Origin of the sequence: Actinotignum timonense (assembly GCF_900155575.1) — a bacterium.
In the GTDB taxonomy this organism is placed as follows: Bacteria; Actinomycetota; Actinomycetes; order Actinomycetales; family Actinomycetaceae; genus Actinotignum; species Actinotignum timonense.
Genome location: NZ_LT706966.1, coordinates 1,241,659 through 1,263,360, shown reverse-complemented (window position 1 = coordinate 1,263,360; position 21,702 = coordinate 1,241,659). Strand labels below are relative to the sequence as shown.

Here is a 21,702-nt window from a genome sequence, read left to right as displayed (position 1 = left end):
TCACTAACGCACTGGTGCACCGGCTGCTGCTAGGGCACCAGTGCGTTACTCCGCGAGCGTGACGATGGTGAAGTCCGCGTGCGTCTCTATCCGCAGGCGCGGGTCGGAAGCAATCTGCTCACGCAGAGCCTGCGCTTCCGCGGCGAAAGCATCCGCGGATCCCTGTTCTATTCCCCAGCGGAAATCAAAATTCGGGATGACCACCGCTTGCACCTGCCCGGTATAGAGCACCTGCCACACCGAATGCCCAAAGTTCGCGTGCGAGCCGATCACGTCCTGCATTTCCGGCGTCCAGTTCTCCCGAGCCCGGGCCACATCTTTATCGCCGAAGGTGTTGTAGAGAACCAGATCCGATTCGCTGGCAATCACCCCGGCCAGGAAATCATTACCGTCCGAGACCGGAGAACTGAAAGCCACCACGGCATCGTCCGGCAAGGCCGCATCAAGTTTTTCTGGAATCTCACCGATAAGAGCCCCAAGATGGGTGGCCCGGTCGCTAGCGCCTACCGCCAAGCTCGCGAGGTTCGGGGCGGAAGCCAACACCGCCAGCGCGGCCAGCACTCCGCAGGCCACCCGCCGCCAGCTGCCTCGCGCTTCCCGGCGCACCAGCGCGCTAATGCCGCTCGCGAGCGCCGCGAGCAGGGCCAGGCGAACCACCAGCATCCAGCGGTAGATAGCCCGCATGAGATCAAGGCCGGGAAGCTCCTCGTAGAGCGGTGCCCACGGGAAGGTCCATAAGGCTTCCGAGCGGGGCATAAGATAATCAGTCACCTGAATCGGCGGGGTCAAAGGCCCTCGGATCTCCCACCATTTCAGTGAGGGCCCCAGGGCAATAACAAAGGCCACCAGGGCCACTCCCACCCACAGCAGCACGTAGCGGCGCGACCCGCGCGCCCACACCAGCACACAAACGAGCAGCACCAGCGCGGTGATACCGATGTAATTCCAGCGAACGTTGGTGCCGTCTCCCCACATCAGATCCGCATCGAGCCCGATTCCGAAAAGATCGGCCCACCATACGCTCGAGGTGGGGATAACCGTGGTGGCAACATCCACGCCCATGGAACGGAAGAAATCTTCGCTGGTACCCATACCGGCCAAGGCCCCACCGGCGCTGCGGTAATAGACCACGAGCGCCACGGCGCTCGCCACCGCCATATAAACAAAGCCCCGACCGGCATCGGGTAGGCCGCGGCGCCCGCGCAGCAGCGGCAGCACAATAACCACCACCCCGGCGATGAAACCGAGCATGACGAAAGAATAACCGTCAAGGAAAACAGCCCAGGTGAGAACCCCGCACCAGCTAGCTAGAGCAAGAAGCCGGCGCCACCAGGGCGGCCGCAGCCAGAATCGCAGCAGCACCACGCCCACGTAGACAGTGGCGGGTAGGAGTAGCGCACCCCAGAAGGTGGTACCGAAATTCCCCATGCCGATAACGGAAGGGTTGATCATCCATACCGCGGCCGCTATCCCAGCGATCAGACGGTGTGAGGTGAGCCAGAAGAACAGCCCGTACGCGCCCACCAGTGCCAGGAGGATCCAGATGAGGTACCACGCAGAGAGCGCGGCGGCGTCGTCGCCAGGAAAAATAAGTGCAAAGAAGGTGGCCGCGCGGCTAAAAATACCACCGTTGACCGCGGCGGTGCCTTCCGGGAAACCGATGATCGGGCAGCGGCCTTCTTGTAGGTACAGGCGCGGGAACTCGGTTCCGCATTGGAGGCGCCCGAGGTCGGCCACCCAGGCGTGTACCGGGCCGATGGCCCACGCGTTCACGCCGTAGATAAAGGACAGGGCGATGGAGTAGAGGAGGGCGCCCAGGCCCGCGAAGCCGCGGGTGCGCCATCGCAGCGGCGCGCTGCGTGGGTGGGCTTCGATAACTGGCACGTGGTTCCCCTCTATCCGCTCTATCCGCGGGAGCGATGGTGACCGCGAACGGTATTATTGCTCGGTTCCGCTCCCCGCCTCGATCTTAACATTGTGAACATAGACTTCGGGGAAGGTTTTGACGAATCCCGTGGTCATGCCATCGGATTTGGTGGTGAAGAGTGCAACGCTATTGCGCCGCTCGATTTCAATATCAGCACTGTCGAGAATCGCGAGATTGACGATATAATCGCCCTCCCCGATATGCAGATCGGGGAGCACCACCATGATGGTGGCGTAGTCTTTTTCTACCGCGGGGAGGGGAAGCTGGAGGCGGCGGCTGGACATTCCGAAAACCGGGGTGCCCTCGTTCATAGTGGCGATTTCCACCACCACGCCGTAATCGCGCATGGGTTCGTGAGCCACCAGATCGAAGGCAATGCGCATGGTATCACCGGAAATATGCACGAAAAGTCCGTCGTCGGAGGTACGCACGCCGTCCACAATCGCGGCATTGTCAATACTGCACGGGTGGGTATCCACCGCAGTGAGCACCCCGCCGTTCTTTTCCGCGAGTTCGGCGAGCATTTGTTCCTGGTAGCCCTGGTGGAGGCGGGACATCGCGTCACGCACATCCCCCACCATAACCATGGCGCCTTTATCCAGAACGACGGCGCGATCGCACACCTCAATCACTTGCGCCGCGGAATGTGACACCAGAATAATGGAGCGCCCTTCGCGCTGGAATTGACGAATTTTCTCCATGCATTTCTTCTGGAAAGGCTCATCACCCACCGCGAGCACTTCGTCCACGAGCAGGATATCCGGGTCGGAATGCACCGCCACCGCGAAAGCGAGGCGCACGTACATCCCGGAGGAATAGAACTTCACCTGGGTGTGGATGAAATCCCGGATCCCGGAAAACTCGATGATGGAATCAAGCTGGGCGTCGATCTCCGCTTCGGACAGGCCCAGGATAGAAGCATTGAGATAAATATTTTCCATGCCGGTGAGATCCGGGTGGAAACCGGCCCCCAATTCGAGGAGTGCGGCCATGCGCCCGCGGGTACGAACCTGGCCGGCATCGGGGGTGAGAATCCCGCCGATCACTTTGAGGAGGGTGGATTTACCCGAACCGTTCGCCCCCACCAGGCCCACCGATTCCCCGGCGGCCACGTTGAAGGACACATTTTTGAGCGCCCAGTATTCTTCCGCGTGGGTGCGCGAACGGGCGGCATTGACCAGGCGTTCCTTGAGGGATTTATCTTTGTGGACGATGAATTTCTTCGAAACTCCGTCAACTTGAATGACGTCGGGACGTGACATAAGAATCCTTGACTCGCCTTTCCTTTAGAGTTCCTGCGCGAAATTACGTTGCATACGGGCGAAGTAGCGCTGCGCGAGCCAGAGAAGCACCAGCCCGATGATCAGGAAGATTCCCAGGCGGGTGAGGAGATGGGAGGGCAGCAGGGCGTCCTGCCCGGCCGCCCAGAAGGAATGCTGGAAGCCCATAACCGCTACCGAGGTGGGGTTGAGGAGATAGAGGTTAATCATCCAGCTCGGCGCCGCCCCGGCGATCATCGCGAAAGAGTAGACGGAGGGGGTGAGCCAGAATCCGATGAGAAGAATAACCTCCACGAGGTATTGCACATCCCGCAGATAAACATTCGCGGCGGAAAGGAACAGCCCGAAGGCCACCGCCCACACCACCACCACGGCCAGGGAGATAGGGAAGTAGATGAGGGCGCTCCCCCACGGCACCCCGCGAATAATGAGCGCCCCGCATACCAGAATGGCCAGTTGGGAGAGGAAGTCCACAAAGGCCGCGCCGGCGGCGGAGAGCGGGAAGATTTCGCGCGGAAGATACACCTTCTTGACGATCCCGGAATTACTCACGATCGCCCCGGTGGAGGCCGCCACGATCTGGGAGAAAAGCCCCCAGGCGGTCAGCCCGGCGAAAACATAGATGGCGAAATCGGGGATGGCGCGTTCGGCGCCCAGCACTTTGCCGATGGCGAAGTAGTAGATGAGCAGGTTAATGAGGGGCCGCACCAGGGTCCACACGTACCCGAGCACCGAATCCTTGTAGCGTGCTTTGAGTTCGCGCCGGGTGAGCAGGCCCAGGAGGTGGCGATGGTCGAAAATATCGCGGACGGAAGCTCGCCATCCGCTGAAGAACCCGGTGTCAATAGCCACGCGCGTGAGATCTTGGCTGGCGAGTTTCTCGAAGCGTGCTTGCGCTTCGGGACTCACCTCGCGTTCGCGCTCTGCTGCCATACCCGACCTTTCCTGCCGGCATCCGCGCTGATGGCTCCCCACCCGGGTTAGCCGCGCGTATGCACCTATCTGTCTCATATTACCCAGGTGGGGGCCGGACCGCGCGCAGAATCGCGCACCGTCAGCGCCACCTCGCATCGCCTTGTACGATAGAGAAAGTAAGTTTCACCCGGGAGCCGCCGCGGCTATGCGAGCCGCGCTTGCCGCCCCGCGGAGGATGATAGGCAGTCATGAGTGTTTGTGTTCTTGTTCCCGCCGGAGCCGGGCCCGCTTTAGCGCGGGCCCTCCCCTACCGTGTTGCGGAGCTCATTCCGGGCCAGCCCGCCCCGCGCGCGGATCTCGCGGCGGGAGAAACGATCACCGCGGTGGTGACCGCTCCCGGTGCCATCACGAAAACAGCCCTCGCGCAGCTCCTGGCCAGCCCGGAGCGTAATACCGCGTGGTGCGCCCCGCTTGCTGGAGATCCGAACGGATCCGATTCCCGCAGCGTCCTCGCGGTTCCCGCCCCGGTCTACACTTTTGATTCGCGGGCGCTCCACCTGTGCGGCGGCCTCGATACCGCCTTCTCGCTTCCGGCCCTGGCCGTGGATGCCCAGTGGCGCCTGAGCGCCGCCGGAGTACCGGGTGAGCAGCGCACCACCGCCCTCCTCGAAACCGGCACCCCCGATCTGGATACCACCGATTACCTGCGCATCCTCACGAAGAATCTTTCCCCGGCCTACCAGCTGGAATTCCTCGCCCCGCTCTTCACCGCGCTGATCGATCACCCGATCCGCAGCTCCGAGGTGGATACCGCGGCCCTGGATCTAGCCCGCCGCCCCGGGAACGACGACGTCCCCTCCCTCCCCGTCCCCTCCACCACTTTCAGCGGTGCCCAGGTGGTGCGCGACTGGAGCGCCTCGCTGGCCGGCCTGGAAGACCGGCACGCCGCGGCCATCGCCGCCGCCCGCATCCCGGATCGCCGCCTGCCCCATATGGCCGATTTCCTTGACCGGGTCTGGGCCAGCGCCGGTATTCCCGCCGCCGAACGGGATTTCCTGGAAAGCGCTTTCGCTGATGTGCGCCGCGATGATGAGCCGAGTATCGCTTTCGCGGTGGCGGCTTCCGATACCGCGGCCCGCGCCCGTTTCGAGCAGATTGCCGGCGCGCTTTCTGAGCCGCTTTACCTGTGGGATCCGGAAAGCAAAGAGCTGAGCGAGCGCAGCGCCGATCCCGCCGCACCGTTCCAAGCGGCGCGCCGCGATATGGCCAGCGCCGTCGACACAATTGCCGTGACCTATATTCTCAATCTCCCGGCCCGCGCCGTTCCGTGGAGCGGAACCCACGGGGTGATCATTGCCGATGTCACCACCGCGAATCTCACCGCGATGGTCCGCACCGATTGGGTGGGGGTGACCGGCACGGAAAGCGTGGGCGCGAACGCCAGCGTCCTCAACGAAACTCTCACCGTTGCGGACCGGGTGATCACCGCGGATACCGCCCAGCGTGATTTTGTGCTCGGGGCCCTGTCCGGGAACTATCGTTTGGATCAGAATACGTACGACGACGATCACTCCCTCACCAGCCTCGTCGCCCAGGAAAACGGCGGTATTGCGGCGGCCCTCGCCGCGCTACGCTCCCCCATCCACGCCTATGAGCGAGTGGAAACCACCCAGCTGTACGAAGAGCCCGGCAAGCCCGGTGCCCGCAAGCATCCCCACCTGCGCCGCGCGCTGCGCGGCCTAGCCAGCACTCTCAAGGGAGAACGCAAGTGACCTCTGTTTCCGTTATTCTTGTCAATTTCCGCGGGGCGGAGGATACCATTGCCGCCGCGCACTACCTGCGTGAATGTGATTGGCCCGCGCAGGATCTGGAGATCGTCGTCGTCGATAATAATTCCGGGGATGGTTCCTACGAGCGCCTGCGCGCCGAACTGCCCGACTGCCAGGTACTGCAATCGGGCGCCAACCTGGGCTTCACCGGGGGCTGCAACTTCGGGGTGGAGCATTCACGCGGGGATATCGTGGCTTTCCTCAATAATGACGCCCGGCCCGGCAAGAAGTGGATTCGCGCCGCGGTGGAAGCGATTGAAGCGGACCCGAAGGTGGGCTGCGTGGCTTCCAAGGTGCTCACCTGGGAGGGTGACAGAATCGATTTCGTCGATTCCTCGATGACGTGGTTCGGGATGGGCTACAAGCGCGAGGCGGAACGGGAAGATACCGGCGCCTGGGATACCCCGAAGAATGTGCTCTTCCCCACCGGCGCCGCCATGTTCGTGCCGCGCCGCGTTTTCGAGGAACTGGGCGGTTTCGATGACCGCTACTTCATGTTCTACGAAGATGCTGATTTCGGCTGGCGCGCCAACCTGGCCGGATACGATGTGCGCTACGTGCCTGAATCGGTGGCCTACCACCGCCACCACGTCACCATGAAGAAGTTCGGGAATTTCCGGGAAACGTATTTCCTGGAACGCAATGCGCTGGCCTGCCTGTACAAGAATCTCGGCGATGATCTGCTCCGCACGGTTTTCGCTCCCGCCCTCGCTTTTGCCCTGGAGCGCAGCGCGGAACGCAGCGAGGTGGAGGAACGCCGCGGCCCGGATTCCTACCGTGCCGCGGAAGGCACCATCACGAAAATGGCGGCCACCGCGCCCTACGCGGTCTCGTATTTCCGCGATATTTTGCCCTCCCTCGTGGAATCGCGCCGGGAGATCCAGGCCGAGCGCAAGAAATCCGATGCGGAGATTATCACCCTTATGCGTAATGCCATGGAGCCGGCCTATCCGCTGCCGCGCTACCTGGACCTCCACGAGGCACTGGCGCGGTTCTTCGGCATCGCGAAGCGTTTTTCTGGGCAGGCGAAAGTGCTGGTAGTCACCGGTGAACCCATCGGGGAAAAAATGGCCGGTCCGGCTATCCGCGCCTGGGAGATGTGCACCCGCCTGGCACTTGAGCACCCGGTGCGGTTGTGTTCCACGGCCGGAGTTGGCAAGGTAGCCCCCCAGGCTTTCGAGATCCACAATGGCGATACCGATACCCTGCGCGCCTGCACCGATTGGGCCGACGTCATTATTTTCCAGGGCTTCCTGCTGGAAAGCGCCCCGTGGCTTATGAGCTCGGAAAAAATCATCGTGGCCGATATTTACGATCCCATGCACCTTGAGCAGCTCGAACAGGCCCGCGACCAGGGCCCGGAGGGCCGCGAACGCTCCATTACCGGCGTGACCGGGGTGCTCAACCGGCAGCTGGCCCGCGCCGATAAATTCCTGTGCGCCTCGGATAAGCAGCGCAATTTCTGGCTCGGGCAGCTGGCGAGCATGGGCCGTATCAACCGCAATGTCCTCCCCGACGGTGCGGATGTGCGCAGCCTCATCGATATTGCCCCCTTCGGCCTGGGCGAAGAAGCACCCCGGCAAACCGAGCACGCCATCCGCGGGAAGGTTCCCGGCATCGGCATGGATGACAAGGTCATCCTGTGGGGCGGCGGGGTCTATAACTGGTTCGACCCGCTCTCCCTCATCCGCGCGGTCGCCCAGCTTTCCCGCACCCACCCGGATGTGCGCCTCTACTTCCTGGGGATGAAACACCCGAATCCGGGAGTGCCGGCCATGCGGGTTGCTTCCGAAGCGGTGGCCCTGGCCGACGAGCTGGAGCTCACCAACCGCTTTGTATTCTTCAACCACGACTGGGTCCCCTACCACGAACGCCAGAACTACCTGCTGGACGCAAACGTGGGGGTCTCCACCCATTTCGAGCACGTGGAAACCCAGTTCTCCTTCCGCACCCGCATCCTCGACTACCTGTGGGCGGGGCTACCCATCGTGGCGACCAGCGGGGATTCCTTCGGGAACGCCCTCGATAGCGAAGGCATCGGTATCTCGGTGCCCCCGCGTGACGTGGAGGCCCTGGCCACCGCGCTCGAAACACTGTTATACGACGACGCCGCAGCGGCCCGCGCGCGTGCGAATATCGCCGGTTTCGCCCAGCAGTTCCACTGGGATAGGGCGCTCGCCCCGCTGCTGGAGTTCTGCCGGCACCCGCGCCGGGCCGCGGATCTGGCTTTCCGCACCGGCGACGATGTGCCGGGAACCATGCTCGGCTTTATCGACCCCGGTTTCAACCCGGTGCGCGATCTCAAACTCGTGGTGGATTACCTGCGCACCGGCGGCCCGAAGGTGCTGGCCTCCAAGGTGAAGTCCCGGCTGCGTAAATACCTCTAGGACATCTCGGACGCCTCGTGCTCCTGCGGCAGGTGCACAGATGCCCGCGGATCGCTCTTCGCGTTCCGCGGGCATCTTCATGTTCATGCCGCTGGCATTATGGGCAAGCTGCTACGTTGCGGCGCTGTACTGCCACAATGCGCCGCCACGCCGCCCTACGTTGCCGAGGGAATAATAAGGGCGTAGCCGTACATGCAGGCGGTCACAATTGCCAGGCCCCAGGTTACGGAATGGCGCAGCTTAATCCAGGCAGCAGCCGCGCAGAAGAGTGGGATAAGAACCATGCCGTAGCGGTGCTGCATAAAGGTGAGGGAGCCGGCGAGGATATTGAAACCGAGCACCACCCCCGGTGCGATACCGAGGAAGGACACCGCGGCAGCCTGGCAGAAACGCTGCTCCAGAGTAGAGTGGCGTTCCAGGATCCAGGCCACGCTCACAATGGCGGTAATTCCCAGCCAGAGCGCCACGCTCGCGAAGGGTGACTTCGGGTATTGCTCGGCTGTCCCACCAATCCCGGCGAAAACAATTTGCAGCGCATCATCGGTCATATAGGGCAGCTGGCGCAGATCGAGCACCCCGGTTGGATCCACCACAATATCCGGGCGTGCCACCGTAATGAAGGGACGGATAACCAACCAGGCCCCGCCCGCTACCGCGGACACCAGCCCGAGGGCGCCAATTTCCCACCAGCGCGGCAAGGCGGCAGGCTCCGCGGCAGCTTTCTTACCCCAGCCGTTTCCGGGCCGCATCCGGTACCACACCAGGAAAATAAGGGCCGCCACCACCGCGAAAATATTTTGCATTTTCACCACGCAGGCCACCGCGGCAATAAGAAGCAGCCAGCCGAGAGACCATTGCCGGCGCGCGTAGAAAATACTCCCGAAAATAATGAGGGTGCCCACCAGGAGATTGAGAGCATCCGGAGTGATATAGCAGTTCGTGGTGCGGAAGGTGGGCATGGAGGTGATGAGGAGCGGCACCGTGAGCGCCATCGCCCAGGTGGCACCAACGCGACGCATTCCCCAGGCAAGGACCGTCATCCCCAGCACCAACCAGAGCACGCTGGTGAGGCGAGCGCTACCCAGCAAACCCATCCCGAGCATCATAAACGGCTTAGCCAGCCAGGCGGTGAGGAAGTAGTAGACCGGGGAATGCACCCCGGCGGTGGTGTAGCCCGCGAAGGGGAGCTTCTCATCAGGGAAATCACCCCCGCACACTCCGATAGTTGCCGAACTCACCGGATTGGAACCGAAACCGAGGCAGGCCAGCACCTCACGGGCGTACGAATCCGTGGCCATCCCGTCACGCACCACGATCCCGCGACCGGCCTTATCAACCGCATCAAGGTACACATATTCATCGAAGGGAGACAGGTGCGGATTGGTGATGATGAAGTGCAGATTGAGTGCCCCACCCAGAATCCCGAAGAACAACAGAACGGCTAACCACACCACCCAGGGGCGCCCGGCACTGATTCTGCGCAACCGCGATACCAGAGCCGCCCGATGCTTAGAGTGCTGAGAAGATGAAGCGGCCTGGGGCGCCCGGACATCTGCGTGTGTGGCTGCAACCATGGATTTCCTTGAGATGGACAACGTTTCACTTGCCGCGTTATCTTATCGCGAAGTACCACCCCTCATATAGGGCACACAGCACGGGCGTTCGTTCAAGCCCGGGCCTCAATGGCCTAAAATCAAAGAATGACTTCTGAGCAAGACAGGCACCCACGTCTCGTCGTTCTCATTCCGGCTTGGAATGAAGAAGAGGCGCTGCCGGCGGTTCTCACCGAATTACGCCAGGCAGTACCGCACGCATCCCTCGTGGTCATTAATGATTGCTCCCGGGATGCCACCGCCCAGGTGGCCGCGGCCGGCGGGGCAACAGTCCTCAATCTGCCCATTAATCTCGGGGTGGGCGGGGCGATGCGTACCGGATACCTGTACGCCTGGCGCCACGGTTTTGACCGCGCCGTGCAGGTGGATGCCGATGGCCAGCACCGCCCGGAAGATATTGCCCGCCTCCTCGAAAAGATGGATGCCACCGGTGCGGATATTGTGATCGGGGCGCGTTTTGCGGAACGGGGCTCCTATCGGGTGCGCGGCCCGCGCGCCTGGGCCATGCGCTTCCTCTCCCGCGTACTCTCCCGCGTGCATCACACCCGGCTCACGGATACCACCTCGGGTTTCAAGCTCACGAACCGGAAGGCCATCGGGGTGCTCGCCGATGAACTCCCGGCCGAATACTTAGGCGATACCATCGAGGCTCTTATTATCGCCAGCAAAGCCGGGCTGCGCGTTACCCAGGTAGGCGTGGAGATGCGCGAACGGCAGGGCGGCACCCCCTCCCATAACCCAATCAAAGCCGCGCGCCTGCTGCTGCGCGGTATTATCGCCATGGCGGTAGCCTCTACCCGCCCCGGCCAAAAAGATCTTGACGGAACCGAAGGAAGGCAATAACGTGCTCTACCGCCTCTTGCCGATCGCCGCGAGCATCCTCTTCCTCGTGTACCTGTTCATCCTGCTGCGCTCGCGGCGGATGAAACAAACCTACGTATATATCTGGTTCCTTATCGGCATTGGCCTGCTCGTTATTTCGATCTGGCCCCAGGTTGTTTTCCTCGTCTCCCAAGCCCTCGGTTTCAAACGCGCCTCCAATATGATTCTGGTGATCGCGTGCGTGGTGCTCCTCATGGTAACGATCCAGCTGTCCACCGCCGTCTCCCGCTTGGAAGAAGACCGGCGGCGTTTGGCTGAAGAAATAGCTTTACTGCGCGCGGAGCGCGCTGCGCCCCCAGCCGAGGCGTAAACTTCATGTGCATCAATACAGGAAGGACTTCCATGCGCATTCTTGTTACCGGTGGTGCCGGTTTCATCGGAGCGGCGATGTCAACGTACCTCGCCGACCATCACGAGCAGGTTATCGCTTTCGATAATCTGCACCCGCAGATCCACCCGGATCACCAGCCCACGGCCGGCTTCGATAAGCGCGTGGAGCTCTACGAGGCCGATGTGACCGACCCGGCCGCCTGGGATACCTTGCTGGAGCGCTTCACCCCGGATGTTGTGGTCCATTTGGCGGCGGAAACCGGAACCGGGCAGTCCCTGACCGAATCCACCCGGCACGCCTCCGTGAACGTGGTGGGCACCACCACGATGCTCGATGCCTTCGCGCGCCACCAGGTCATCCCGCAGCGCATTGTTCTTGCCTCCTCGCGCGCGGTCTACGGCGAGGGTGCCTGGCGGCATACCTCCGGGGAGCACGCCGGTGAGCTGTTCTACCCCGGTTCGCGTACCGTGGCCATGTTCGAAAAAGAAGAATGGGATTTCCCGGAGGCCGAGCCGGTGGCCATGAACGCCGCCCTGGTGGAACCGCACCCGTCCTCTGTCTACGCAGTCACCAAAATCGCCCAGGAACAGCTACTGCGCATGTGGGGCGATGCTTTCGGCTGTGAGATCGGGATTGTGCGCCTGCAAAACGTGTACGGCCCGGGCCAAACTCCCTCCAATCCCTACACCGGGATTATGTCCCTCTTCTGCCGGGTTGCCTACAATAAGCAGCAAATTTCCGTCTACGAAGACGGCCTCATCCGCCGCGATTTCATCATTATTGATGATGTTGCCCGCGCCCTCATTAAAATGATCGAAATTGAGAAGTGCCCGGGAGTCTCCGTGGATATCGGAGCGGGCCACTACACCACTATCCTCGAAGCAGCCCAGATTATCGCGAAGATTTACGGGGCTCCCGAACCGAAGATCACCGGCCAGTGGCGCCACGGCGATGTACGCCACGCCTGGGCGGATCCGGCACCTGCCCGCGAGCTCCTCGGCTTCGAGGCCGAGGTGGACGTGGAAGAAGGCTTCACGCGCCTTGCTTCCTGGATTAACACCCAGACCCAGTATCTCTAAACCCGATAACCGCAGCGCGGCGTGGGGCGACGACCCGGCAACCGCGGCGTCGTCGCCCCACCGCGATGGGACCACGCGAAGGAACGTATGCGCACATGGCTTGACCCCCGCAATAATTCGCTGAATCTGATTCGGCTTGTTTTTGCGCTGATGGTACTTTTCCACCACGTGGGGCCGGTAACCCAGCTCGTCGGGGAATTCGAGATCACCCCCGGCGAATCCGTAGGTGCTTGGGCTGTTTTCGGTTTCTTTATGATTTCCGGGTATCTCATTACCGCGGCCCGGCTGCGTTCGGATGTGGGGCGCTACCTCAAGAACCGCGTGGTCCGGATTTTCCCGGCCTTCCTGTTTATCAATGTGGTGACGGCGTTCCTCCTCGCGCCCTTCGTCTACATCCTTGACCACGGCACCCTGGATGGCTACCTCACCACCGGCCCCACGCCGATCAGCTATATCCTGGGCAATTTCTTCCTCTACATGAACCAGTGGGGCATCGCGGATACCCTCCACAATGTCCCCTACCCCATTGCCTGGAACGGCTCGCTGTGGTCGCTCTACTACGAGTTCGTGTGCTACCTCATTGTGGGCGCGCTACTCACCATCCCCTTCTTCAAGCGGCATATCTGGCCCACGGCCGTGATTTTCCTGGGCACCTGCGCGCTGCGGGTCTTCCTCCCCACCGCCACGGTCTACCTGGGCACGATGAACGGCACCCTCGACCAGCTCTCGCGGCTGCTGCCGTTCTTCTTCGGTGGCTCACTGCTTTTCCTGGCGAAAGACCGCCTCAGCCTCACCACCTGGGGTGCGCTGGGGGCAACGGTTGCGGCCGTGGCGATTATGGTGGTGGCTCCGCATTCCGGGCCGCAGATTTCCGCGCCGCTCCTCACCTACGTGCTGCTGTGGATCGGGCAGACGCTCCCCTCCCCGCGGCTCTTCCAAGTCCACGATTTCAGCTACGGCATCTACATTTGGGGCTTCCCGCTCACCCAGCTGCTCACCCGCCTCGGGCTAGCCGACGCAGCGCCCTACCTGGTTTTCTGCGCGGTTCTTTTCGTGCTCACCGCCCTGGGCGCGGCATTCTCCTGGTTCCTGGTGGAACGACCCGCCATGCGGGCTTCGCGCGGGAAAAAGAATCCCTTCGGGGAGTTGCGCGCGCCGGCGCGCTAGTGGGTGCGAAGAAGCGCGCTGCGGTGCGTGCGTCGTCGTACCAAGAACGACGACGCCGGGCCTAGCTGCCGAGCAGGTGACGCAGCAGGGTACGTACCCCGGTGGAGCTGCGCTCCTTGAGGGCCCGCGGCAGCAAGGTGGCGGCGTAGAGGCGTGAGGTGGCGTGCAACCGGGCCGCCCGCTGGGCTTTGGTCCAGCCGCGGCGCTTCATCTCCTCCGCAGCGAGCGCGAAATAGCGCCGTTCCCCGGCGAAGCGGGTGCCGTCCAGAAGCTTGGAGGCGGAGGCGGAAGAATCGTGGCGGCGGTAACGGAAGCACACGGTGGGCTCGACGAGCATAGAGGCACCGGCGGCCAGCATATCGACGACGATAGCGAGGTCCTGGATGAGCGGGAAACCGGGGCGGAAGGGGGTGGCGCGAATCGTCTCGGTGCGGAAAACGAGCGAGGGCCAGTAAAGCCAGTCCCCGGTGAGAAGTACCGCGGCCGCACCTTCCCCGGAAATAACATTGCCCATCCGGGTGGAGCGCTTGCGCAGGGAAGTTTTGATACGGTCCCCCAGCGGAGAAATAACGGTGCCCTCCGCGTCAATGGGGCGCACCCCGGGCTGAATAATATCGATCGTGGGGTGGGCGGCAATAGCGGCCTGGATGGTGGAAACAAAATTCGGTTCCATCACGTCATCGCAGCCCATGAACATCATGTACTCGGCGGTGGCCAGCTTCAGGCAGGTTTCGTAGTTTTCGGTAATGCCGCGGTTCGTTTCGTTGCGGATATAGGTGATGCGCTCATCATGCAGCTGGGCGAAGTAGTCGGGAACGCTCTCATCGGGATAGCAATCGTCCACCACGGTGAGCTTCCACTCATCACTATCCTGGGCCAGGACTGATTCCACGGTTTGGAAGAGGTAGTCCGGGTTCCCCCAGAAGGGCAGCATGATATCGAGGCGCATCGGGCGTGATCCTTTCTGTGGCGAAGCGGCTTTCCGTTTCGCCGCCATCCGTACTAGCGCCTATTATGGCACGGGCGCGCTCAGGGCGCTGGTCCGGGCGGGCGCGCAGCGGGCGCGGTGAGCCAGCCTGCCCGAAGCGTGCCGTTAGCCCGGCTGCCCGGGCGGGCCGCGCCCTATACTTAAGAAATCCTGCGAAGAGAAAGGCCATCCGTGATGTCCACCGCCGCTGGCCAGAGCTCAGAAACTGCCGGGGCTGCGCTGCCCGTTGCCTTAGGGGGTGCCTCCGGGGCGCTGTCTGGTTTCTTTATTACGGTGGTGAGTGCGCGCTCGCTCTCCCCTGCCGATAACACCCTGTTTTTGACCTTCTGGGCCGCCCTTTTCGCCATTATTGCCATCGTGGCGGGCCTTCAAAATGAAGTGACGCGGGCGGTGCGCCGGGACCGGGTGGAGGGCTGCGAACGCGTGGAAAGCGGCGAACGGATGGAGAACCCTGAGCGGGTCGAAAACCGTGACCGGGTTGAGAGCCGCGCGGGTGTGGATTCCGGGGCCGCGGGCCCGCGTTACCGCACTTCGCCGGTCCTCATCTGTGCGGGGGTGGGCGTATGCGCCGCGCTCCTGGTGCTGGCTGCCACGCCGCTGTGGCTGCGAGTCTTTCACGGGTTTTCCGGGCACGGGCTCCTCATTGCTTTTATTGCCCTGGGGGTACTTCTCAATAGCGTGCATTTAGGGCTCCTCGGAGTTTTCGCGGGGCGCGGGAAATGGAAGATTTTCGGTACTCTCACCTCGCTGGAGCCGGCCCTGCGTTTCCTCTTCATTGCGGTGGCCGGATATCTCAGCCTTGCGCTCCACCTCTATGCCCTCGCCTGCGTGCTAGCCTGCGGTACCTGGCTGCTGCTCAGCGCCGCGCCGGGGGTGCGGGCTTTGGCACGCACCCGCATTAATATTGCGCCGCGGGGTTTGGCGCGCCGCCTCCTGCTGGCCATGGCCGCCACCGGGGCCAGCGCGCTCCTTATTAACGGTTTTCCGCTCCTCATGAGCCTGACCACTGAGCCGGTGGTATTCTCTGAAGCAGCCCCGCTCATTCAAGCGGTGTCCGTGACACGCGCACCCCTCATGCTTCCCCTGGTGGCTTTCCAATCCATGGTGATCACGGTCTTCGTCCAGCACCCTGAACGCACCCGCGGCTATGTGCTGCGTTTGGCCGTTATTGTGGGCGGAATTGGCGGGATTGGCGCCCTGGCCGCTGCCGCGTGCGGCCCGTGGCTCATGGCGGTTATTTTCGGCCCTGCTTATGCGAATACTCCCCTGATCCTGGGCTTCTTAGTGCTTGCCGCGGCCTGCCTGGCTCTTCTTACCCTGACTGGGGCAGTGGCGCTGGCCGCCGATCACCACCGGCTCAATATCCTGGGCTGGTGCGTGGCCCTGGTGGTCTCCGTCGCCATTATGCTTCTGCCCGTTTGCCTAGAAACGCGCACGGTTGCCTCTCTGGTGGTGGGCCCGCTGCTGGGGAGCATCTGCCATATCTTCGGCCTGGTGCGCCGCACTCGATAGCACGCTAGCGCCGGAGCGGCGCGCGGGTACCATGGAGACTACTGAGCTGACCTAGGAGGAAACATGGCACGGGTATCAGTTATCACTCCCGCCTACCGCGGTGAGGACACTATTCGGCGCGCGGTTGTATCGGTCCTGGGCCAAACCATGCCCGATGTGGAGCTCATCGTTGTGGATGATCACTCCCCGGATAACACCGCCGGCGTGCTGCGCGACCTGGAAAAAGAACTTGCCGATTCCCGTCTCACCGTGATCTACCACGAGAACAATACCGGGGTATCCGGGGCCCGGAACTCCGCCCTTGAGCACGCCTCCGGGGACTATATTGCTTTCCTTGACGGGGATGATTACTGGGAACCCACCTATCTGGAACGGATGTTGCGTGAAGTAGAAAGCGCGCCCGACACCGATGTGGTGTGCTGCGGACGCACCATTCACCTCTCCAACGGCCAGACGCGCACCGAACATTCCCGTTTCCTCGGCACCCTTGCGGGCCCGGAGGCGGTACGTGCTTTCCTCACCGATAACCTCACCCCGTTCCTCTGGGATAAGCTTTTCGCCGCTGCCACTTTCCAGGGACTACGTTTCCCCGAGCATATTCACCGCGGGGAAGATCAGGTTGTTGCCGCGATAGCGCTTTCCCGGGCCCGGCGCGTCACCTCAATTCCCGATGCCCTGGCCAATTACGTGGTGGGCACCCAGTCCCTCACTTGGGGTCGCGTTCCCGATCCGCAAGAATACGAGGATGCCGCACGGTTCCTAGCCAAGCAACTCGGACCGGAATGGATGGCAGAACCGGAGAACCTTTCCGCTTTTTTGGTGTACCGCACCCTCGCCATGATGATCTTGGCGCAATCGGCTATGCGTTCGGAGAAAGACACCGCCGATATTGTGCGTGCGGCACGGCGCGCTATTAGCTTGCCCATGCTGCGCGCGACCGCGCAGGCCCGCCCGCAGCTGGCGGCCGGAGCCGCCCTGCTGCGTACCTGCCCGGCGCTCTACCGTAAGATCTACCTGCGCTACGTGCGCAGCACCTACGCCATCGCAGATTAATAGCGAATCGCGAGCAGAGTAGGAGCGGCCTAGGAGCGGATGAGAGCGGCGCTTAGAAAGCCCAGCGCCATCCCGATCCCGGCACTCCCCAGGGATTGTAGACCAGGTAGCCGTGCTCCAGGGAGGTTTCCAGGACCACCTTGCCACCCGCGTTTTCCCCCGGGTTGATAAAGGGGGTGACCCGCTCCTCGGTGGAATAACACCCGTAGGATGCCATCGTGTGGCTATCTTCCTGGATATTTCCTTCCCGGTCCGTGAGATGGAAAGCATCCCGATCCAGGGTGAGGAAAGGAGCATCCGGGTCGTAGGCGGCATAATCAGCTGCCATCTGCGCGCTGAGATCAACCACGAGGAAAGTGCCGTTCTCGGGAGTGAAAACAGCTGGCTCCGCGATGCGCGAAGGGCACTCCTGTGTTCGGGTAATATCCGTGACTGTCAACGTGAATGCCGCCCGAGTGGCGCCGTCGACCGAAAGACCTACCGGCACCCCAAGCTGAGCTTCCACATCGCCGCTGGGCGCAACCGTAACCGGGCGTCCGCCTTCCGAACCGTCAGAACCATCGGTCACTGCGGCCCGGTCTTGCATAGTGTGATTCCCGGTACCGGACGCCCCGGAAACTCCCGGCATACTCGGCACAGCGGTAGCCACCGGAATTGGGGTCACCGGGTCAGGATCCCCCACCGCAACGCTGGAGCATCCGCCTAAACCAAGAACCGCTACTGCGCCGATAATGGCGAGCGAGCTCCCTAGTGCCCGGCGGCACAAGCCAGGGATGGAAGAAGGAGTGGTGTGAGAATTCTGCATCGTCTCATCGTCTTTCTTGTTCATGACTTCATCCCCTTAGAAGCGGTGGAAATCGCCGTGAGGTACAACGTAACCCCAGCGCCGCGCGAAATCCTGCCGCCATTTCGTTGCCACGTACATCCACGCCGGCCCATCCACGGTGGTGACGAGGTCGCGGGTGTAGTTCATATAGGCAGGGTTCTTACCCGGCACATAACCTTCCCAATCATCCATTTGGGCCACTTTGGCATCGTAATTCCACGGTCCGTACTTCAAGAGGTCGCCGCGCAGCCCGTGCGGGCCGGGAAGAGCCCAAGGCCACGGATTCCACCGCGGGCCGGTAATCCACAGTTCATACCCCGGCACCCAACTTTCTTTGATCCCGGAGTAGTTATTGACCACGAAGGCGGCCTCTTCACCCTGGCGCAGCGTTCCGTAAACCAGAATGGGGTACCCACCGGAATTAGGATCAAGGTTGGGTGGGCGCTCGCTATTGGGAGCTGGCGGCACATAATCACGGCGCACCGCCAGGGTGTCCACCCCGTCGCGGTTCCAGTCACCCACCAGAACGTTATCCCCGTGGCGCCCGTAAGAGAATTCGGTCGAGGCGTTCCCACCGGACACGGTCGAATTATTGACGTAGTACATATTGCCGCGGCGCACCGCGAAACTATCGATGCCATCTCCGTCCCAGTCACCCACGAGGACGGTGTCACCGTGGCGCCCGAAGGAGAAGACTGTGAAGTTCTCATCATCGTCGAGCACATTGCTGACATAGAACATATTGCCGCGCCGGATGGCGAGGGTATCGGTGCCGTCCCCGTTCCAATCCCCCGCGATCACTTCATCATCGGGCTGGCCGAAAGTGAAGCTATGTTCCCCGCCTCCGGTGGTGAGCTCATTGCGTACGAAATACGTATTGCCGCGGCGAATAAGGACCGTATCTCCCACTACCGCATCCCAATTGCCGATAAGGAATTGATCGGTGGGCAGCCCGAATTTGAAGTGGATATCCGCGTCCCCGGACAAGAAGGTGTTCTTCATATAGAAATCGGAGCCACGGTTCACGCCCAGGGTGTCCCGCCCGTCGCCATTCCAATCCCCGGAAAACACCACGTCCGTATGCCGCCCGTAGGACATCTCCATATCGGCCGTACCCGAGGTGAGAGAGTTTTTGAAGAAATAGTAGTTTCCCGCGCCCTCGTCCAGAGCGGGCGCGCCCTGCGCTACCGGCATGAGTCCCAGCGAGCTCGCGATCAGCGCCAGCGCTGCGATCACGCCAACCAGCAGCCCGGGGGTGCGGGCGCGCGCGTATGAATACCTCTCCAAGAGAACCTCCTCGAGTTGTTCGCGCCCCGGAGTGGTGCTAAATCCAGGCCGCGATGCGTGGACGATAGTTCCAGCCTAAACCCTCCGGGCGGCACAATTGTGGAGATCGCCCGTGTCGCCCTCGCATCGCACATTGTGGCACGGCGGGATGGGCTGACTCCTTACCCCGCAGTTCCGGGTAGAATTAGCCAGGAACTGACCCACGAAAGGAATAATATGCGTGTCCTGGTTACCGGCGGTGCCGGATTTATTGGCGCGAATTTCGTTCACCAAACTGTCGAGGATTATCCGGATGCCGAAGTTGTCGTCCTGGATAAACTCACGTACGCGGGTAATCCCAAGTCCATTGAGGGCCTGGACCGCGTCACCCTGGTCCAGGGCGATATTGCGGATATGGATACCGTTGATCCCCTGGTCAAGGACTGCGATCTGGTGGTGAATTTCGCGGCGGAATCCCATAACGATAACTCGCTCGTTGATCCCTCCCCCTTCATCCGCTCCAACCTGGTGGGCACCTACACGATTCTGGAAGCGGTACGCCGCCACGGGGTACGCCTCCACCATATTTCCACCGACGAAGTGTACGGGGACCTGGAGATCGACGAACCGCGCCGCTTCCAGGATGGCGATCCCTATATCGCTTCCTCCCCGTATTCGGCTTCCAAGGCCGGCTCTGACCTGCTGGTACGCGCCTGGGTGCGTTCCTTCGGGGTAGAAGCCACCATCTCCAATTGCTCGAATAACTACGGCCCCTACCAGCACGTGGAGAAGTTCATTCCGCGTACCGTCACCAACCTCCTGGATGGCATCCGCCCGCGTATCTACGGCACCGGCCTCCAGGTACGCGATTGGATTCACGTACGCGATCACAACGTGGCGGTATGGGAGATCATCAATAAGGGCCGGATCGGGGAAACCTACCTCATCGGCGCGGATGGCGAAAAGAATAACCTTGAGGTCGTCAAGATGATCCTCCAGGAGTTCGGCCGCGAACCCGATGATTTCGATCATGTGAATGACCGCCCCGGCCACGATCAGCGCTACGCCATTGATAATTCCAAGCTGGTGGAAGAAACCGGCTGGCAGCCTAAGTTCAAGGACTTCGCCGCGGGTCTGCATGACACCGTGGAATGGTACAAGGCCAATGAAGAGTGGTGGCGCCCGCAGAAGGAAGCCGTGGAGGCTAAGTACGCCAAGACCGGCCACTAAAGAGCCGCACCCCGGCCCTCATGCGCTGCCTGCATGAGCCGGCTTTCGCTGCCCCGTTCGCACTTCTCCGATGCGCACCCTGAGTGCCACGAGGAGCGCGAGCGGGGCAGCGCTATGCGTGGGAGCCTCGCCGCGGTCCCCCTTCCGTGTCCCACCGGGCCGCCGCGCGGCAGTCCGGCTATACTGAACGCAACCCAAGAGCTAGGAGCATCATGCAGATTGCTGTGATCGGGCTGGGCTACGTGGGCTTGGCCAACGCCGTCCTTCTTGCCCAACACCACGATGTTGTCGGATCGGATCTCAATCCCGCGAAAGTGGATGCGATTAACGCCCGCACGTCCCCGATCCAGGATGCCAAAATCGAAGAGTTCCTCGCCACGAAGCCGCTTTCGCTGCGGGCTACCACCTCGAATATTGAGGCGCTTGCGGGTGCTGATTACGCGGTGATCGCCACCCCCACCGATTACGATACGGAGACCAATGCCTTCGATACGGCCTCTGTTGAAAGTGCGATTGCGCAGGTAGCTGAGGCGAATCCCGGTGCCGTCGTCGTTATTAAATCCACTATCCCCATCGGTTTTACCGCGCGGATGCAAGAAACGTTCCCGCAACTGCGCATCGTCTTTTCCCCGGAGTTTTTGCGCGAGGGTAAAGCGCTGCACGATAATCTCAACCCTTCGCGCATTGTTGTTTCGGGCGACGACGCCGCAGCTGCCCACTTCGCCCAGCTGCTGAGCGAGGGAGCTGAAGCGCGCGACGTCCCGATTATCCAGGTGGGAACCCGGGAAGCCGAAGCGATTAAGCTTTTCTCCAATACGTATCTGGCCATGCGGGTCGCTTATTTCAATGAGCTGGATTCTTTCGCGATGGCGCGCTCCCTCAACGCCGCGGAGATTATCCGCGGGGTGGGTCTCGATCCGCGTATCGGGGATCATTACAATAATCCTTCCTTCGGCTACGGCGGCTACTGCCTGCCCAAGGACACCAAGGAATTACGCGCCGATTTCGAAGGCGTGCCCGAAAATCTCATGTCCGCCATTGTGGAATCCAATGACACCCGGATCGACTTCCTGGCTACCCGCCTGGCGGGGGCCGGCTACGCCACGGTGGGGATCTACAAGGTCGCCATGAAATCGGGCTCGGATAATCACCGGGCTTCGGCGGCCCTCAGCCTCGCAGCGCACTTGCGGGCGCGGGATGTGGAGGTGCTCGTTTACGATCCGGCGCTGAAACCGGGCGGCCTCGGGGATATTCCGGTGCTGGATTCCTGGGAAGAATTCCAGGATCGCGCGGATGTGATCATCACGAATCGCCTGGATGGCACCATGCCGGAAACCTCCACACCGGTGCTCACCCGCGATATTTTCGGGCGGGACTAAAACCGGTACTCAAGCACAGCGGCGCGCTTGCGCCTAAA

Annotated in this window: 17 protein-coding genes; 10 read left to right on the top strand and 7 right to left on the bottom strand. The window is 61.9% G+C overall.

Features of this window, described 5'->3' with window-relative positions:
• Nucleotides 1-45 precede the first annotated feature (45 nt).
• From CZ322_RS05265 to CZ322_RS05255, 3 genes are read right to left on the bottom strand one after another with little or no spacing between them, the layout of a single operon-like run.
• Complete coding sequence (locus CZ322_RS05265) at nt 46-1,884, bottom strand: hypothetical protein (protein WP_087070506.1); 1,839 nt, start codon at nt 1,882-1,884, stop codon at nt 46-48.
• Between the two features lie 54 nt (nt 1,885-1,938).
• Nucleotides 1,939-3,189: an ABC transporter ATP-binding protein gene (locus tag CZ322_RS05260; protein WP_087070505.1), complete on the bottom strand. Its 1,251-nt coding sequence runs from the start codon at nt 3,187-3,189 to the stop codon at nt 1,939-1,941.
• A 24-nt stretch (nt 3,190-3,213) separates the two neighbouring features.
• The gene (locus tag CZ322_RS05255) at nt 3,214-4,140 is read right to left on the bottom strand and encodes an ABC transporter permease (RefSeq protein WP_087070504.1); all 927 of its coding nucleotides are present in this window, start codon (nt 4,138-4,140) and stop codon (nt 3,214-3,216) included.
• 230 nt (nt 4,141-4,370) lie between these two features.
• Here CZ322_RS05255 and CZ322_RS05250 point away from each other — a divergent pair, with 230 nt between their 5' ends.
• Together CZ322_RS05250 and CZ322_RS05245 are read left to right on the top strand one after the other, a co-directional pair.
• Nucleotides 4,371-5,894: a hypothetical protein gene (locus tag CZ322_RS05250; protein ID WP_087070503.1), complete on the top strand. Its 1,524-nt coding sequence runs from the start codon at nt 4,371-4,373 to the stop codon at nt 5,892-5,894.
• Nucleotides 5,891-8,338: a glycosyltransferase gene (locus tag CZ322_RS05245; RefSeq protein WP_087070502.1), complete on the top strand. Its 2,448-nt coding sequence runs from the start codon at nt 5,891-5,893 to the stop codon at nt 8,336-8,338. Before CZ322_RS05250 ends, CZ322_RS05245 begins: the two co-directional genes overlap by 4 nt.
• A gap of 155 nt (nt 8,339-8,493) precedes the next feature.
• On the opposite strand, the gene CZ322_RS05240 is transcribed toward CZ322_RS05245, so the two are convergent.
• On the bottom strand, nt 8,494-9,912 hold the full coding sequence (locus CZ322_RS05240) for a glycosyltransferase family 39 protein (protein ID WP_143231858.1): 1,419 nt from the start codon (nt 9,910-9,912) through the stop codon (nt 8,494-8,496).
• A 126-nt stretch (nt 9,913-10,038) separates the two neighbouring features.
• Here CZ322_RS05240 and CZ322_RS05235 point away from each other — a divergent pair, with 126 nt between their 5' ends.
• The 4 genes from CZ322_RS05235 (at nt 10,039) to CZ322_RS05220 (ending at nt 13,410) form a co-directional block, all read left to right on the top strand.
• Nucleotides 10,039-10,794 (top strand): glycosyltransferase family 2 protein, encoded by a 756-nt coding sequence (locus tag CZ322_RS05235; protein WP_087070500.1) that lies wholly within the window; start codon nt 10,039-10,041, stop codon nt 10,792-10,794.
• Entirely contained in the window at nt 10,769-11,143 is a 375-nt protein-coding gene (locus tag CZ322_RS05230) for a DUF2304 domain-containing protein (RefSeq protein ID WP_234984475.1), read from the top strand. The genes CZ322_RS05235 and CZ322_RS05230 overlap by 26 nt, the downstream gene beginning before the upstream one ends.
• A 32-nt stretch (nt 11,144-11,175) precedes the next feature.
• Nucleotides 11,176-12,243, top strand: coding sequence for an NAD-dependent epimerase/dehydratase family protein (locus tag CZ322_RS05225; protein WP_087070499.1), 1,068 nt, complete (start codon nt 11,176-11,178; stop codon nt 12,241-12,243).
• 87 nt (nt 12,244-12,330) lie between these two features.
• A complete protein-coding gene (locus CZ322_RS05220; RefSeq protein ID WP_087070498.1) occupies nt 12,331-13,410 on the top strand; it encodes an acyltransferase family protein in 1,080 nt (359 codons plus the stop codon).
• 61 nt (nt 13,411-13,471) lie between these two features.
• On the opposite strand, the gene CZ322_RS05215 is transcribed toward CZ322_RS05220, so the two are convergent.
• Complete coding sequence (locus CZ322_RS05215; RefSeq protein ID WP_087070497.1) at nt 13,472-14,359, bottom strand: glycosyltransferase family 2 protein; 888 nt, start codon at nt 14,357-14,359, stop codon at nt 13,472-13,474.
• 213 nt (nt 14,360-14,572) lie between these two features.
• On the opposite strand from CZ322_RS05215, the gene CZ322_RS05210 reads away from it, so the two are divergent.
• Nucleotides 14,573-15,910: an MATE family efflux transporter gene (locus CZ322_RS05210; RefSeq protein WP_087070496.1), complete on the top strand. Its 1,338-nt coding sequence runs from the start codon at nt 14,573-14,575 to the stop codon at nt 15,908-15,910.
• Between the two features lie 63 nt (nt 15,911-15,973).
• A complete protein-coding gene (locus tag CZ322_RS05205; protein ID WP_087070495.1) occupies nt 15,974-16,963 on the top strand; it encodes a glycosyltransferase family 2 protein in 990 nt (329 codons plus the stop codon).
• 52 nt (nt 16,964-17,015) lie between these two features.
• On the opposite strand, the gene CZ322_RS05200 is transcribed toward CZ322_RS05205, so the two are convergent.
• Together CZ322_RS05200 and CZ322_RS05195 are read right to left on the bottom strand one after the other, a co-directional pair.
• Nucleotides 17,016-17,792, bottom strand: coding sequence for a hypothetical protein (locus CZ322_RS05200; protein ID WP_087070494.1), 777 nt, complete (start codon nt 17,790-17,792; stop codon nt 17,016-17,018).
• A 12-nt stretch (nt 17,793-17,804) separates the two neighbouring features.
• Nucleotides 17,805-19,076: a gamma-glutamylcyclotransferase family protein gene (locus CZ322_RS05195; protein WP_087070493.1), complete on the bottom strand. Its 1,272-nt coding sequence runs from the start codon at nt 19,074-19,076 to the stop codon at nt 17,805-17,807.
• Between the two features lie 216 nt (nt 19,077-19,292).
• Between CZ322_RS05195 and rfbB the strand changes: the two genes are divergently transcribed.
• On the top strand, nt 19,293-20,285 hold the full coding sequence (gene rfbB / locus CZ322_RS05190; protein WP_016443166.1) for a dTDP-glucose 4,6-dehydratase: 993 nt from the start codon (nt 19,293-19,295) through the stop codon (nt 20,283-20,285).
• A 212-nt stretch (nt 20,286-20,497) separates the two neighbouring features.
• A complete protein-coding gene (locus CZ322_RS05185; protein ID WP_087070492.1) occupies nt 20,498-21,664 on the top strand; it encodes a nucleotide sugar dehydrogenase in 1,167 nt (388 codons plus the stop codon).
• The last annotated feature ends 38 nt before the right edge of the window (nt 21,665-21,702 follow it).